General features: G+C 63.3%; 13 protein-coding genes and 2 tRNA genes. 9 read left to right on the plus strand and 6 right to left on the minus strand.

The genetic code is table 11. From position 1 onward, the window contains the following. Positions 1–44 precede the first annotated feature (44 nt). The 3 genes from cfa to hrcA all read right to left on the minus strand — a co-directional run bounded on the left by cfa (position 45) and on the right by hrcA (position 2509). Positions 45–1208, minus strand: a complete 1164-nt coding sequence (gene cfa / locus J2X15_RS18090; RefSeq protein WP_310345508.1) for a cyclopropane fatty acyl phospholipid synthase — start codon at positions 1206–1208, stop codon at positions 45–47. A gap of 185 nt (positions 1209–1393) precedes the next feature. Further along, positions 1394–1470 (minus strand) — tRNA-Ile (locus J2X15_RS18095). Positions 1471–1504: 34 nt separating this feature from the next. After that, positions 1505–2509, minus strand: coding sequence for a heat-inducible transcriptional repressor HrcA (gene hrcA, locus J2X15_RS18100; RefSeq protein ID WP_105261210.1), 1005 nt, complete (start codon positions 2507–2509; stop codon positions 1505–1507). 39 nt (positions 2510–2548) lie between these two features. On the opposite strand from hrcA, the gene J2X15_RS18105 reads away from it, so the two are divergent. The 3 genes from J2X15_RS18105 to rapZ are packed head-to-tail and all read left to right on the plus strand — an operon-like array spanning position 2549 to position 6005. Continuing rightward, positions 2549–3445: an NAD kinase gene (locus J2X15_RS18105; protein WP_310345514.1), complete on the plus strand. Its 897-nt coding sequence runs from the start codon at positions 2549–2551 to the stop codon at positions 3443–3445. Positions 3446–3461: 16 nt separating this feature from the next. Continuing rightward, positions 3462–5111: a DNA repair protein RecN gene (gene recN / locus J2X15_RS18110; RefSeq protein WP_310345517.1), complete on the plus strand. Its 1650-nt coding sequence runs from the start codon at positions 3462–3464 to the stop codon at positions 5109–5111. Further along, on the plus strand, positions 5112–6005 hold the full coding sequence (gene rapZ / locus J2X15_RS18115) for an RNase adapter RapZ (RefSeq protein ID WP_310345519.1): 894 nt from the start codon (positions 5112–5114) through the stop codon (positions 6003–6005). It abuts the gene before it with no gap. Here rapZ and mutY read toward each other — a convergent pair. The 3 genes from mutY to mutM are packed head-to-tail and all read right to left on the minus strand — an operon-like array spanning position 5997 to position 9886. Beyond that, positions 5997–7040, minus strand: a complete 1044-nt coding sequence (mutY, locus tag J2X15_RS18120) for an A/G-specific adenine glycosylase (RefSeq protein ID WP_310345522.1) — start codon at positions 7038–7040, stop codon at positions 5997–5999. The two genes, rapZ and mutY, sit on opposite strands and share 9 nt — an antisense overlap. A 2-nt stretch (positions 7041–7042) precedes the next feature. Continuing rightward, positions 7043–9016: a dynamin family protein gene (locus J2X15_RS18125; protein ID WP_310345526.1), complete on the minus strand. Its 1974-nt coding sequence runs from the start codon at positions 9014–9016 to the stop codon at positions 7043–7045. 54 nt (positions 9017–9070) lie between these two features. Further along, positions 9071–9886, minus strand: coding sequence for a bifunctional DNA-formamidopyrimidine glycosylase/DNA-(apurinic or apyrimidinic site) lyase (gene mutM, locus J2X15_RS18130; RefSeq protein WP_310345529.1), 816 nt, complete (start codon positions 9884–9886; stop codon positions 9071–9073). A 38-nt stretch (positions 9887–9924) separates the two neighbouring features. On the opposite strand from mutM, the gene J2X15_RS18135 reads away from it, so the two are divergent. The 6 genes from J2X15_RS18135 (at position 9925) to J2X15_RS18160 (ending at position 14959) form a co-directional block, all read left to right on the plus strand. Then, positions 9925–11664 (plus strand): tetratricopeptide repeat protein, encoded by a 1740-nt coding sequence (locus J2X15_RS18135; RefSeq protein WP_310345530.1) that lies wholly within the window; start codon positions 9925–9927, stop codon positions 11662–11664. Further along, the gene (locus J2X15_RS18140) at positions 11661–12167 is read left to right on the plus strand and encodes a lipoprotein insertase outer membrane protein LolB (protein ID WP_310345532.1); all 507 of its coding nucleotides are present in this window, start codon (positions 11661–11663) and stop codon (positions 12165–12167) included. The genes J2X15_RS18135 and J2X15_RS18140 overlap by 4 nt, the downstream gene beginning before the upstream one ends. A gap of 34 nt (positions 12168–12201) precedes the next feature. Continuing rightward, positions 12202–13062 carry a 4-(cytidine 5'-diphospho)-2-C-methyl-D-erythritol kinase gene (gene ispE / locus J2X15_RS18145; protein ID WP_310345536.1) on the plus strand — a complete coding sequence of 287 codons (861 nt, stop codon included), beginning with the start codon at positions 12202–12204 and terminating at the stop codon, positions 13060–13062. 39 nt (positions 13063–13101) lie between these two features. After that, positions 13102–13178: transfer RNA gene (locus J2X15_RS18150), tRNA-Gln, on the plus strand. 78 nt (positions 13179–13256) lie between these two features. Then, positions 13257–14231, plus strand: a complete 975-nt coding sequence (locus tag J2X15_RS18155) for a ribose-phosphate pyrophosphokinase (protein ID WP_310345540.1) — start codon at positions 13257–13259, stop codon at positions 14229–14231. A gap of 98 nt (positions 14232–14329) precedes the next feature. Further along, positions 14330–14959, plus strand: coding sequence for a 50S ribosomal protein L25/general stress protein Ctc (locus tag J2X15_RS18160; protein WP_310345543.1), 630 nt, complete (start codon positions 14330–14332; stop codon positions 14957–14959). The last annotated feature ends 25 nt before the right edge of the window (positions 14960–14984 follow it).

Below are 14984 nucleotides of genomic sequence, written 5' to 3' on the forward strand. Positions count from 1 at the left end.
AGATGCGAGCCATTCTAGAGGGCCATCGTTGCAGCACACCCCCATCAGGACGCCAGCCGCGGGTACACCCCAGAGCGCCCCGGCTTGGACAGCACCCACTGCCACACCTGGATGTCGCGCGCGCGGAAGGCGCCCGCGCAGCACAGCAGGTAGTAGCGCCACATGCGGCGGAAGCGTTCGTCCAGCTGGCTTGCAAACCGCGGCCAGGCCTGGGCAAAGTTGTGGTGCCAGGCCATCAGCGTGCGGTCGTAGTCGGCGCCAAAGTTGTGCAGGTCTTCCATCACAAAGCGGTCTTCGCAGGCACGCCCCACCTGCGCAACGGTGGGCAGCTCGCCATTGGGGAAGATGTAACGGTGCATCCACGGGTCGGTGCCATGGCCGTGCTCGTTGCGGCCTATGGTGTGCAGCAAAAACAGGCCATCGTCCGCCAGACAGCGTTGCGCCACATCCATGTAGGTGGCGTAGTTCTTGTGGCCCACATGCTCAAACATGCCAATGCTCACGATGCGGTCAAAGCGCTCGTTCAGCGTACGGTAGTCGGCCAGGCGAAATTCGATGGGCAAGCCCGCGCAACGCTGCTGTCCCAGCGCCATCTGCTCGGCCGAGATGGTGACACCCACGCACTGCACGCCATAGCGCTCGGCCGCAAACTGCATGAAGCTGCCCCAGCCACAGCCAATGTCGAGCACGCGCATGCCCGGCGCCAGGCCCAGCTTGCGGCACACCAGGTCCAGCTTGTGCTCCTGCGCTGCGTCCAGCGTGCCCGCGTTTTGCCAGAAGGCGCAGGTGTAGGTCATGCGCCGGTCCAGCATGGCAGCGTAAAAGTCATTGCCCAGGTCGTAGTGGGCGCGGCCCACCTCCCAGGCGCGGTCCTCCGTCTGCAGGTTAAACCAGCGCGCCCGCAGGTGGTGCCAGGCCACCGCCCACAGCCGCACACGCGAAGGAATATCGGCGCGCAGCAGGCGGTCAAAAAACTGGTCCAGGTGGTCACAGTCCCACCAACCGTCCATGTACGACTCGCCCAGCCCCAGGCTACCCTGCGCCAGGATGCGCTCGGCCACGCCCGCGCGGCGCAGCCGCATGTCCCAGGGTCGGGAGCCGTCAAGCTGAATACCGGCTTCGCTCAGCAGCGATTCCAGGTACCGATACGCCGCGCTGTGGCCTGCACCGGCCTCGCGCGGAAGACTTTGAATGCTTTGGGGTTCCATCCTTCACGTCCTCCTCTGCCCAGATGGTGAAAGGAAACCCTATTGAAAAACGTGCGGTGCCGCACAGTCCAATTGATTTTGGGGGTGGGGGGATATAGATTTTGGTTATGGCCGCTGCGGTTCCACAGAGCCTCCAGAAACAGAAAAGCCCGCAGTCCAGATAACTGCGGGCCTGGCATATGAATTGGTAGGGCGTCACGGACTTGAACCGTGGACCAAAGGATTATGAGTCCTCTGCTCTAACCAACTGAGCTAACGCCCCAAACCAATCCATGATTGTACCGGGCCGCGCAGGCCTATTTGTGGTGGCTTAGCGCGTTGCTCACCAGCTTGGAGGTGATGTCCACGATCTGGATCATGCGGTCGTAGGCCATGCGTGTGGGGCCGATGACGCCCAGCGTGCCCACCACCTTGCCGTCCACCTCGTACGGGCTGCTGACGATGGACAGGTCTTCAAACGGTACCACCTGGCTCTCGCCGCCAATGAAGATGCGCACGCCTTCGGCCTGGCCGGTCACGTCCAGCAAGCGCATGAGTTGGGCTTTTTGCTCGAACAAATCAAACGCGCGGCGCAGGTGGCCCATGTCGCTGGAAAAGTCGGACACTGAGAGCAGGTTGCGTTCGCCCGAGATCACCACTTCGTCTTGCGACTCATTGATGGCCTCGGAGCTGGCGTGCACGGCGGCCTGCATCAGCGTGGCAATCTCGCCGCGCAGGCTGTCCACCTCGTTTTGCAGGCGCTTGCGCACTTCTTCGATCTCCAGCCCGGCATAGTGGGTGTTCAAGAAGTTGGCGCCCTCCACCAGTTGGCTTTGGGCGTAGTCCACCTCGGTGTAGATGACGCGGTTTTGCACATCGCCATCGGGCGAGACGATGATGACCAGCAGGCGCTTCTCCGACAGGCGCAAGAACTCGATGTGGCGAAACGCCGAGGTGCGGCGCGGCGAGATGACCACACCCACAAACTGCGACAGGTTGGACAGCAGGTTGGCCGCATTGGACAGCACGCGCTGCGGCTGGTCGGGCGCCAGGCTGTGCGCCTGGAACTGGCCGGGCTGCACGGTGAGCATGGTGTCCACGAAGAGGCGGTAGCCGCGCGCGGTGGGGATGCGCCCAGCCGAGGTGTGGGGGCTGACGATGAGGCCCAGCTCTTCCAGGTCCGACATGACGTTGCGGATGGTGGCGGGCGAGAGCTCCAGGCCCGAGGCCTTGGACAAAGTGCGGCTGCCAACGGGCTGTCCATCGGCGATGTAGCGCTCTACCAGCGCTTTCAACAACAACTTGGAACGATCATCGAGCATCGGTCCATTCTAGTGATCTATTTGGTGTCTAATTTGCGGATGTTGTCCAAATTCCGACAGGTCGCGCTCATTGGCAAGTACCAATCCACGGGGGCCCGCGCCGTCGGTGCCTCATCGCGCGAGTCGCTGGATGCGATAGCCCATTTCCTGATGGACCAGGGCTGCGAAATCGTCATCGAGGCCAACACCGCCGCCAACACCGATCTGACCGGCTACACCACCATGGACGTAGCCGGCATTGGCGCCAGCTGCGACCTGGCATTGGTGGTGGGCGGAGACGGCACCATGCTGGGCATAGGCCGCCAATTGGCGCAGTACAAGGTGCCGCTGATCGGCATCAACCAGGGGCGGCTGGGGTTCATTACCGACATCCGCTTCGAGCAATACAAAACCACCCTGCTGCCCATGCTGGCCGGCCACTACGAGCTGGACGACCGCAGCCTGATGCATGCCCGTGTGATGCGCGACGGGCACTGCGTGTTCTCGGCGCTGGCCATGAACGATGTGGTGGTGAACCGCGGCGCCACCTCCGGCATGGTGGAGCTGCGCGTGGAGGTGGATGGCAACTTTGTGTCCAACCAGCGGGCGGACGGCCTGATCATCGCCACCCCCACGGGCTCCACGGCCTATTCCATGTCAGCCGGCGGGCCGTTGCTGCACCCCGCCATTCCCGGCTGGGTGATGGTGCCGATTGCCCCACATACATTATCAAATCGGCCGATAGTCCTCTCCAACACTGCGCGGATAGCTATCGAAATCGTAGCAGGACGCGATGCCAGTGCCAACTTTGACATGCAGAGCCTGGCCAGCCTGATGCACGGCGACCGCATTGAGGTGACGCTGTCGGAGCACCGGGTGCGCTTCTTGCACCCCAAGGGCTGGACCTACTTTGACACCCTGCGCCAGAAAATGCATTGGAATGAAGGCGTGGCCTGAAGCCACGTGGTGAGATATGGCACTCAAACGGATTGTTCTTAGAGACTTTGTGATCGTCAGCGAGCTGGAGCTGGACCTGGAGTCCGGCTTCTCGGTGCTGACGGGCGAAACCGGCGCGGGCAAGTCCATCCTGATCGACGCGCTGCAGCTGGTGACCGGCGCGCGCGCCGACACCGGCGTGATCCGCGAGGGCGCCGCCCGCACCGATGTGTCGGCCGAATTCGACACCGCCCCTGGCGTGCAGACCATCTTGGACGACGCCGGCTTTGAGGGCGGCGACACCCTGCTGCTGCGCCGCACGGTGGACACGCAGGGCAAAAGCCGCGCCTGGGTCAACGGCAGCCCCGCCACCGCCCAGCAGCTGCGCGCCATTGGCGAACAGCTGCTGGACATCCACGGCCAGCACGCCTGGCAAAGCCTGACCCGGCCCGAGGCCGTGCGCGGCCTGCTGGACGCCTACGCCAAGGTGAACACCGCGACGCTGACCCAGCTGTGGGCCGCCTGGCGCCACACCCAAGCCGCACTGGCCCAAGCCACCGAGGCACAAGACTCCTTGCAGCGCGAACGCGAACGCCTGGCTTGGCAAATTGGCGAGGTGGACAAGCTGGCGCCCCAGCCTCATGAGTGGGACGAGCTCAACACCAGCCACAGCCGCCTGTCCAACGGCCAAGCCCTGCTGGATGCGGCCGAAGGCGCGGTCACCTTGCTGGAAGACGACGACAGCAGCGCCCTGCGCCCGCTGCACGCTGCCCTGCAGCTGCTGCAGGCCCAGGCGCACCTGGAAGCCGAATTCAAAGACCCCGTGGAGGCGCTGACCTCCGCCCTGGCGCAGGTGGAAGACGCGGTGCACACCCTGCGCAGCTACGCCCGCCGCACCGAGCTGGACCCCGAACGCCTGGCCGAACTGGACCAGCGCATGGCACTGTGGGTGGGCCTGGCGCGCCGCTACAAGCGCCCACCCGAAGAGCTGGTGGACGTGCTGGCCGCGTGGAAGACCGAGTTGACCGCGCTGGACGCCGCCGCCGACCTGGAAGGCCTGCAGGCCGCCGAACGCAAGGCCCAGGCCGCCTACCTGGCCGAGGCCAAGAGCATTTCCAAACACCGCACCAAGGCCGCCCCCCTGCTGGCCCAAAGCATCACCCAGGCCATGCAAGGCCTGGGCATGCAGGGCGGGCAGTTTCAGGTGGCGCTGGAGCCGCTGGCCCAGCCGCAGCAAAGCGGGCTGGAGGACGTGCAGTTTCTGGCCGCGGGCCACGCCGGCAGCACACCGCGCCCCGTGGGCAAGGTGGCATCGGGTGGCGAGCTGTCGCGCATGGCGCTGGCCATTGCGGTCACTACCAGCCAGCTGGGCACTGCGCAAACGCTGATTTTTGACGAGGTGGATTCCGGGGTGGGCGGCGCTGTAGCCGAGACCGTGGGCCGCCTCATGCAGCAGCTGGGCACCGACCGCCAGGTGCTGGCCGTAACCCACCTGCCGCAGGTGGCCGCCTGTGCGGACCACCACCTGGTGGTCTCCAAAACCCTGCAGGGCAAGGCCACGCTGAGCACCGTGGCCACCGTGCACAGCGAACAGCGCGTGGGCGAGATTGCCCGCATGCTGGGTGGCGAAAAACTCTCCAGCACCACCCTGGCCCACGCCAAGGAAATGCTGCAGGCGGGAAGCTGAATGGCCACCGCCAACACCATGGAGATCGTGCTGATCACCGGCATGTCCGGCTCTGGCAAATCGGTGGCGCTGAATGCGCTGGAAGACGCGGGCTTTTACTGCGTGGACAACCTGCCGCCAGAGCTGCTGCTGCCGTTTGTGGAGCTGGAGCAAAAACACCAGGCCCAGCGCGTGGCCATTGCCATGGATGTGCGCAGCGCCACATCCCTGCCCCTGGTGCCACAGCAGTTGCAGGCCTTACGCCAGCTGGGCGTGGTGGTGAAGTCGCTGTTTCTGGACGCCACCACCGACACACTGGTGCGCCGCTATTCAGAAACCCGGCGCAAACACCCGCTTTCCAAGGTCGAAGCCGCGGGGGACGAGCGCCGTGCGCTGGTCGACGCGATCGAGCTGGAGCGCGAGCTGCTGGCCGACCTGCGCGAGCAGGCCCATGTGATTGACTCCAGCATCATCCGCCCGTCGCAGTTGCAGGGTTACGTCAAAGAACTGATCGCCTCACCCGGCGGGCAACTCACGCTGGTGTTCGAGTCGTTTGCGTTCAAGCGCGGTGTGCCGACGGATGCGGACTACATGTTCGACGTGCGCATGCTGCCCAACCCGCACTACGACCCCGAGCTGAAGCACCTGACCGGGCGCGACCAGCCGGTCATCGACTTCCTGAAAGCGCAGGCCGATGTGGACCTGATGCTGAACCACATCAGCCAGTTTCTGGAAAGCTGGCTGGACGCCCTGGTGCGCGACCACCGCAGCTATGTGACAGTGGCCATTGGCTGCACCGGCGGGCAGCACCGGTCTGTGTACCTGGTGGAGCAGCTGGCCAAACGCTTTGGCAGCAGCTGGAGCACGCTCAAGCGCCACCGCGAGATGGATGCACTTCAGTCCGGCTTAGGCTGATTTTTCCAGCAGCTTGCGCACCGGCGCAGGCAAGCCCGCCGCGGCCCACTCGGCCGGCAAAAACCAGGCACCCGCTCCTAAATTTATAGCTACTTGCGCAATGTCTACGCGGGCTGCATGCATAAAAAGGTCTTTGTGTGTGAGTACATGGGTGAACACGGGCAGCATCTCCACACCCTTGGCCATCTGCGCTGGCAGCGCCGCGCGCAAGGCTTCTTCGCTGTCAAACAGCGGAAAGCACTGCAGCCCCGCCCAGACACCGGGCGTGGGCCGCTTGGCCAGCCACACCGCACCATCGGAGCGCTGCGCCCACAGCAGCCACAGGCTTTGGCTGCTGCGCTTGAGCTTGCGGGTGCGCACGGGGTAGCGTTCGGGGTCGCCCGCCCTGGCGGCGGCGCAGTGGCTCAGCACGGGGCAAAGCAGGCAGCTGGGCTTTTTGGGGCTGCACACGGTGGCGCCCAAATCCATCATGCCCTGGGTATAGCGCGGCATGTCGGCCACCGCATGTTTGGCGGCGGGCAGCAGGCCGGTGGCCGCATCCCAGAGTTTCTTCTCGTTGGCAGAAGACGCCAGATCGGCATCAAAACCCAGCACGCGGGTGACCACGCGCTTCACGTTCGCATCCAGAATCGCCACGCGCTCGCCAAAGCACAGCGAGGCAATGGCCGCGGCGGTAGACCGGCCTATGCCGGGCAGCGTGGTCAACGTGGCCGCGTCGCGCGGGAACTGGCCACCGTGCAACTCCACCACCAGCTGCGCGCAGCGGTGCAGGTTGCGGGCGCGGCTGTAATAGCCGAGACCGCTCCACAGACCCATCACCTCGTCGCTGCTGGCCGCGGCCAAGTCGGCCACCGTGGGGCAGCGCTCCAGAAATCTGGCGAAGTAGCCCATGACCGTGACCACCTGCGTTTGCTGCAACATGATCTCGGACAGCCACACGCGGTAGGGGTCTTGGGTGTTTTGCCAAGGCAGCGTGTTGCGGCCATGCTGGCGCTGCCACGCCACCACCTGCGTGGCAAAGTTGCTGTCAGCCACGCTCAGGCGACGGCGACGTCTGCTGCGGCAGCAGCCACCGCCAACAGCTTGGCAGCGTCTTGGGCGGCAATCAGGTAGGCAGTCAGTTCGGACAGCTTGGCGTCCAGTTGGTCCAGCGCCGTTTCCTGTTGCTGGATCTCGCCAATGCGGTCATCCAAGCCACCCGCGGCCTGCGAGATGCGGTCGATGGCTTCAATGCGACGGGCAAAGTTGCGACGGCGCTCGCGCAGCTGGGCGTCCAGTTGGGCCGCAGCCGACTTGCTCCACAGCTCCACATCGGCGAGCGCGTTTTCGTGCACCGAGCGCAAGCGTGTGGACAGCGCGCGCACCAGCCGATCGGAGAACTCGGGCTGGGCCAGCTTGAAGGCATTACCCACACCCAGGTACTGCAAGTGGTTGCGTTCAATCGTGTCCAGCTCGGCCATGAAGCGGCCCATGTCGGGCTCACCCGGCGCCTGCAGCGAAAAACCATATTCGCCGTTGAGCAGCTTGAAGCTGGCCACCAGCATGGACTGGATTTCGGCGCACAGGGTTTGCACTTTTTGCAGGTTGCCGCGCAGGCGGTCAAAGGTGTCGCCATAGGCGCGCTTCACGCCCAGCTTCAGGCCCTTTTGCATCAGCGTGTCGGTCAGCTGCGCCATTTCTTTCTTCAGCGCGCCTGAGCCCAGAATGCCAAACACCTCACGCAGCAGGCGCAGGTGCACCGAGCGCACTGCGTGGATCTTGGCACCACCCTGGTCAAACTCAGCCTGCTCTTGCGAGATGCGGTTGCGCATGTGCTTGATGACGGTGGCGTTCTTGCCCTGCAAGCCCTTGAGCTCCATCATCTGCTCGGTCAAATCGCGCTTGCGGATATTGATGACGCGGCCGGTCTCCACGCGCAGGCCCGTGATGCCATCGGCCATGGCCGAGCCCAAAATCTTCTGGCGCTTGCCCATCATGCCGCGGCCCAGCACGTCTTCGAGCACGGGCAGGCAGCTGCGCTTGAGCAGCTCGTCGTCTTCGGTCACCTTGGCCACCAGGCCCTTTTGGGCAGACACGGCAATCACCTTGTCTTTGGGCAGGCCCAAAATCTCGGCGGTGCTGGCCTTCTGGCGCTCGATCTGGGCCTGGATTTGCGCGGGCGTGCTCAGCGCGTCCCACAGCGTGTCAATCTTGTTCAGTACCACCAGGCGCGCGTCGGGGTCGGTGGACTCGGTGATCAGGTGTTCGCGCCAGATGGCCAGGTCGGACTTGGTAACTCCGGTGTCGGCGCCCAGCATGAACACCACAGCATGCGCCTGCGGAATCAGACTCACGGTCAGTTCGGGTTCGGCGCCAATGGCGTTCAGCCCTGGCGTATCCAGAATCACCAAGCCCTGCTTGAGCAGCGGATGGGCAATGTTGATCAGGGCGTGGCGCCACTTGGGCACTTCCACCATGCCCTGGGCGTCGACCATGGGGTTGTCTTCAGGGGCCTGGGTGTGCCAGAAGCCCAGAGCGCGGGCTTCGTCCTGCGTGACCTTGCGGGTCTCGGCCACTTTTTCCAAGGCCTTGGCCAGTTGTTGGGGGTTGTTCACATCGAGATCGATGCGGGTCCACTTCTCGGGCGCCATGCGCCATTCCATGAGCGCTTGCGGTTGCAGGCGTGTCTCAATCGGCAGCAGGCGCAGGCAGGGTGGCACATCGGCGTCGTAACCCATTTCGGTGGGGCACATGGTGGTGCGGCCAGCGCTGGCCGGCATGATGCGTCGGCCATACCCTGCGAAGAACAGGGCGTTGATCATCTCGGACTTGCCGCGCGAGAACTCAGCCACAAAGGCCACCATCACCTTGTCGGAGCGCACTTGTGCTTCCAGGCGGCGCAGGCGCTCTTCCACCGCGGCGTCCAGCAGCTCGTGGTCTTTCATCCACTCGGCCAGCAGTTTCAGCCGCAATGCGAACTCGCGCCGCCACGTGCCGTGCTGGTCAAACTGATCGTTAAATGAAGTAGCCAAGAGCAGGAGTCCCCCGTGAATAGTTCAATATAGCATCGCCAGCGGCCGCACCCCTCAGGGTTTTTGGCAAGTTGGGCAGAAAAACGTGGACCGTTGGCCCTGTCGGATCGACTTGATGGGCGTCGTGCAGACCCGGCAGGGCTGGCCCTCGCGGCCATAGACCGTAGCCTCCAATTGGAAGTAACCGCTCTCTCCTTGGGCATTGGAAAAATCGCGCAGTGTGCTGCCGCCCTTGGCCACGGCACGCGCCAGCACATCCTGAATGGCGCCATGCAGCTTTTTAAGCCGTGGCTTACTCACCTTGCTGGACGCCGTGGTGGGCCGGATTTGGGCCAAAAACAGCGCCTCGGACGCATAGATATTGCCCACGCCCACGACCACCTCACCGGCCAGCAGCACCTGCTTGATGGGCGCCTTGCGCTGCGCCATGCCCTGCTGAAACGCCAGCAGGTCAAAGCCGCCGTCCAGCGGCTCCATGCCCAGGTGACCCAGCAGTTTTTGTGCGACCGGGTCGGTCTCGCCAGCGGCGAACACCACAGCGCCAAAGCGGCGCGGATCGTTCAGGCGCAAGGTGCCGCGGGTGGTGACCAGGTCAAAGTGGTCATGTACGCCGGGCGGTGGCATACGCCCCCCAAAGGCCACGCTGCCCGACATGCCCAGATGCACTAGCAACAGGCCGGCGTCAAGATCCAGAAGTAAATATTTACCGCGGCGGCGCACCTGCAATACACGCTGGCCCACCAGGTGATCGGGGTCGCACTGCAGCGGCCAGCGCAAGGGCTTGCCCACATGCACCGCCTGCACCTGCGCGCCCGCAATGCGGTCGGCAAAACTCAGGCGCGTGACTTCAACTTCGGGCAATTCAGGCATGGGGCCTCAGCTTCATGATGTTGGATTATTATGGTCTGATGACAAGCCCCAAACGCCTCATCTCCGCGACCCTGTTGGCGGCCTGTATCGGCCTGTGCGGCACCGCCTTTGCGGCCGAGCCCGACGAGCCCAAAAACTCCGACCTGAATCGCGAGCTTTTTTACCAATTGTTACTGAGTGAGATCTACGCCAACAGCGGTGAAATCGGCGATGCCTACCTGGGCATGCTGGACGCCGCGCGCAAGGCAAACTCGGCCAAGCTGTACGAACGCGCCGTTGAAATGGCGCTGCGCGCCCGCAGTGGCGAGTCCGCGCTGGATGCGGCACGCGCCTGGCAACGGGCCTTTCCAGCCTCCAAAGACGCCAACCGCTATGTGCTGCAAATCCTGCTGGGCCTGAACCGCGTGAGCGACACGCTGGAGCCGCTCAAGAAAGAACTGGTAGGCACCACGGGCAAGGAACGCATCACCGCCATCGACCTGCTGCCCCGCTATTTCAGCCGCGTGACCGACAAACCGCTGGCCGCCAACATCGTCGAACAGGTCTTGGCAACCGACCTCACATCGCCCGAAACCGGCCCTGCCGCCTGGTCGGCCGTGGGCCTGCTGCGCCTGAATGCAGGCAGCGTGCCCGGCGGACTGGAAGCAGCCCAGCGCGGCGCCGCCCTGAATGCCCGCGCCGAAGAGCCTGCGGTGCTGGCACTGAACCTGATGGAAGCCAAGTCCCCCGGCGCCGAGGCCCTGGTGCAGCGCTACTTGGCAGGCCAGCCTCTGCCTGAGGTGCGCATGGCCTATGCGCGCCGCTTGATCGACACCATGCGCTACTCCGAGGCGCTGGTACAGATGCAGACCCTGAACACACAAGCCCCCAGCTTTGCCGATGCCTGGCTGGTGCGTGGTTCGCTGGAGCTGCAGGACCGCAACAACGTCGCGGCCGAAAGTTCGCTCAAGCAGTACACCCAGTTGGTGGCCCCCAATGAAGCGCCCGCGGCGGATGGCAACGAGACTTCACGTGGCATGGTGCAAGCCTATTTGCTGCTGGCCCAGATTGCCGAGCAACGCGGCCAGCTGGACGAGGCCAATGCCTACCTGCAGCGCATCAACAGCCCGCAGGATACGCTCAAGGTACTGACCCGCCGCGCCATGATTTTGGCGGGCCAAGGCAAGATGGCCGAGGCGCGCGCCCTGATCCGCTCCGCACCCGAGACCCAGGCCGAGGATGCACGCGCCAAGATTTCCGCCGAAGTGCAGCTGCTGCGCGACCACAAGCAACTGGACACCGCCTACCAGGTGCTGGCCGCTGCGCTCAAGCAATATCCCGACGACACCAACCTGATGTACGACCAGGCCATGATTGCTGAGAAGCTGGGCAAGCTGGACGACATGGAAAAGTTGCTGCGCCAGGTGATTGCTGCCAGCCCCGACTACCACCACGCCTACAACGCACTGGGCTACTCGCTGGCTGATCGCAATGTGCGGCTGCCCGAGGCGCGCAAGCTGATCGAGAAGGCGCTGGAGTTTGCGCCCAATGACCCGTTCATCGTGGACAGCCTGGCGTGGGTAGAGTTCCGCAGCGGCAATGCCGCCGAGGCGAAGCGCCTGCTGGAGCAAGCCTATGCCAGCCGCCAGGACGCCGAGATTGCGGCCCACCTGGGCGAGGTGCTGTGGTCCCTGGGCCAGCGTGACCAAGCCAACACCATCTGGGGCCAGGCGCTGCAGCAGCAAAAAGACAACGAAACCCTGCAGGAAACCGTGCGCCGCTTGCGTGCCAAACCATGAGGGAACTGCTGCGCCGACTCGGCCTGCTGCTCAGCCTGTTGATTGCTACGCTTTTCATAGCTGCTTGCGCAACTACCACGCGGGCTAGCGCTGACTTTGCATCCCAAACCCGATGGGAAGGTCGTCTGGCGCTCAAGGTCTACGCCACGCCAGTGCAGGCGTTTGCATCCAACTTTGCGCTAGAAGGCAATGGCGAGGCCGGCAGCCTGTCGCTGCACACGCCGCTGGGCAGCACACTCGCGCTCATGCAATGGGCGCCGGGCGTCGCCAAGCTCACCACCACGGGCGAGCCACAGTCCTTCGATTCGCTGCAGGCTCTGGTGCTGCATGCCACGGGCGCCGAACTGCCCGTGGCCGCACTGTTTGACTGGCTGCAAGGCACGCCCACCGCCGCCCCTGGCTGGGAAGTTGACCTGAGCCAGCTGCCCGAGGGCCGGCTGAACGCGCAGCGCAAGGCAGCAGAGCTGCCCGCGGTGGACCTGAAAATCATTCTGCAAAACTGAGCCGGCGCTGCCCCGCGCCGATAATGCCGCCACCATGCAGTCGCTCTACGACATCCCCGCCCCCGCCAAGCTGAACCTGTTTTTGCACATCACCGGGCGGCGGCACGATGGCTACCACCTGCTGCAGTCGGCCTTCATGCTCATTGACTGGTGCGACACCCTGCACTTTTCACTGCGCAGCGATGGCCAGATCAGCCGCGAAGACCTGAATGTGCCGTTGCCCGCAGACGACCTGAACGTACGTGCCGCCCGCGCACTACAGCAAGCCACGGGCTGCACGCAAGGCGTGCACATTGGCGTCCTCAAATCCATTCCGGCACAGGCCGGCATGGGCGGTGGCTCATCGGATGCGGCTTCCACCTTGCTGGCGCTGAACCGTCTGTGGGGCCTGAAACTATCGGTACAGCAGCTCTCGGCCATCGGGCTGGCGCTGGGGGCGGATGTGCCGTTCTTCCTGAGCGGGCGCCACGGCTGGGTCGAGGGCATCGGCGAAAAAATCACGCCACTAGCACTGCCGGAGTCGCGCTGGGCAGTAGTGAAACCGGATGCTGGACTCGAAACTAAATTGATTTTTTCTGACCCAGAGTTGAAACGCGATTCAGAACCAGCTATAATCACAGGCTTCGCTGCAGACGCACTCGGAAAGACATTTAGTTTTGGCCGAAACGACTTGCAAGCCGTTGCCCAGAAGCTGTGCCCCGGTGTGAATCAAGCCCTTCAGTGGCTCGATGACAAGGGTTTAAGTGGCAGGATGACAGGCTCTGGAAGCGCGGTATTTGCGCACTTGCAGCACGACATCGATGTGAATGACGCGCCAATCGCGTTTCAGGTCAAGTTGTGCAGCAGTTTGGATGTTCATCCCCTGTTAGGGTGGGCAGACAGCGACGAAAAATGAAGGTTTAGCGGTGGGCAGCATTGCGCTGTCAACCTGTGTAGGGGAGTCGCCAAGTTGGTTAAGGCACTGGATTTTGATTCCAGCATGCGAAGGTTCGAATCCTTCTTCCCCTGCCAAATTGCTGTTCGGGCCGGTCCCGCTTCAGCATGCGCATAGTGACGACATAAACCCAAATTCTCTTCGCTGGATTCCACATGCAGGCCTTCACTCCCCCTGATTTCATGGTTTTCACTGGCAATGCCAATCCTGGCATGGCTGCTGACATTGCCAAGCACTTGGGCATCTCCCTGGGCGCCGCCACCGTGGGCCGCTTCTCGGACGGTGAAGTCACCGTAGAGATCAACCAGAACGTGCGTGCGCGTGATGTGTTCGTGGTGCAAAGCACCTGCGCACCCACCAACGAGAATTTGATGGAATTGCTGATCATGGTGGATGCGCTCAAGCGCGCATCGGCCGAGCGCATCAGCGCCGTGATTCCTTACTTTGGTTATGCGCGGCAAGACCGTCGCCCCCGCTCCAGCCGCGTGCCCATCACGGCCAAGGTGGTAGCCAACATGCTGCAGACCGTGGGCGTGGCCCGCGTGCTGACCATGGACTTGCATGCCGACCAGATCCAGGGCTTTTTTGACATCCCGGTGGACAACATTTATGCGTCCCCCGTGCTGCTGGGCGATCTGCGCCAGAAGAATTACGAAGACCTGATCGTGGTCTCTCCCGACGTGGGTGGTGTGGTGCGTGCCCGTGCGCTGGCCAAGCAGCTGAATTGCGACCTGGCCATCATCGACAAGCGCCGCCCCAAGGCCAACGTGTCCGAAGTGATGCACGTGATCGGCGAGATCGAGGGCCGCAACTGCGTGATCATGGACGACATGATCGACACCGCAGGCACGCTGGTGAAAGCCGCCGAGGTGCTGAAGGCCCGTGGCGCCAAGAAGGTCTATGCGTATTGCACGCACCCCATCTTCTCCGGCCCCGCCATTGAACGTATTTCCAGCGGCGACGCGCTGGACGAAGTGGTGGTGACCAACACCATTCCTTTGAGCGCTGCCGCTGCGCAGTGCACCAAGATTCGCCAACTCTCTGTGGCACCGCTGATTGGGGACACCATCCAGCGCATCGCCCGTGGAGAGTCGGTCATGAGTTTGTTCTCGGATCAAGACAGCCTTTGATCGGGACAAAAAGCCGACGCCGCTGACCCACAGGGTTGGCAGGCGTCTTTTTAAATCGGAGTCACACTGGTCGCGGTGGACTCTTACTGGAGTTAGATATGAAATTTGTCGCTTTTGAGCGCGCTAAGCAGGGCACGGGTGCGAGCCGCCGTCTCCGCATCACTGGCCGTACCCCCGGCATCGTTTACGGCGGTTCCGCCGAGCCCTTGTTGGTCGAACTGGACCACAACGCTCTGTGGCACGCCATCAAGAAGGAAGCGTTCCACGCCTCCATCTTGGACATGGAATTCGCTGGCAAAGAAAGCAAGGTTCTGTTGCGCAACGTGCAAATGCACCCCTTCAAGCAACTGATCCTGCACATTGACTTCCAACGCGTGGAAGCCAACACCAAGCTCAGCATGAAGGTGCCTTTGCACTTCAGCGGTGAAGAAAACTCTCCCGCCGCCAAAGTGGACGCTTGCCTGATCAACCACGTCGTGACCGACCTGGAAGTGGCTTGCCTGCCTGCCGATCTGCCCGAGTTCATCGCCGTGGACCTGTCCGGTCTGGTAAAGGGCAAGTCTCTGCACGCTGCGGATCTGACTTTGCCCAAGGGCGTGACTGTCGTCACCCACGGCAAGGCAAACCCCGTGATCGTGGCCGTGGTGGCTCCGGTGGAAGAAGTGGCTGCTCCCGTAGCCGCTGCCCCCGCTGCTGACGCCAAGGGCAAGGGCAAAGGCAAGAAGTAATTCTTCTGCCCTGCGCTAGTTCGCT

The sequence above is a fragment of the Rhodoferax saidenbachensis genome (genome assembly GCF_031457975.1).
GTDB lineage: Bacteria > Pseudomonadota > Gammaproteobacteria > Burkholderiales > Burkholderiaceae_C > Allorhodoferax > Allorhodoferax saidenbachensis_A.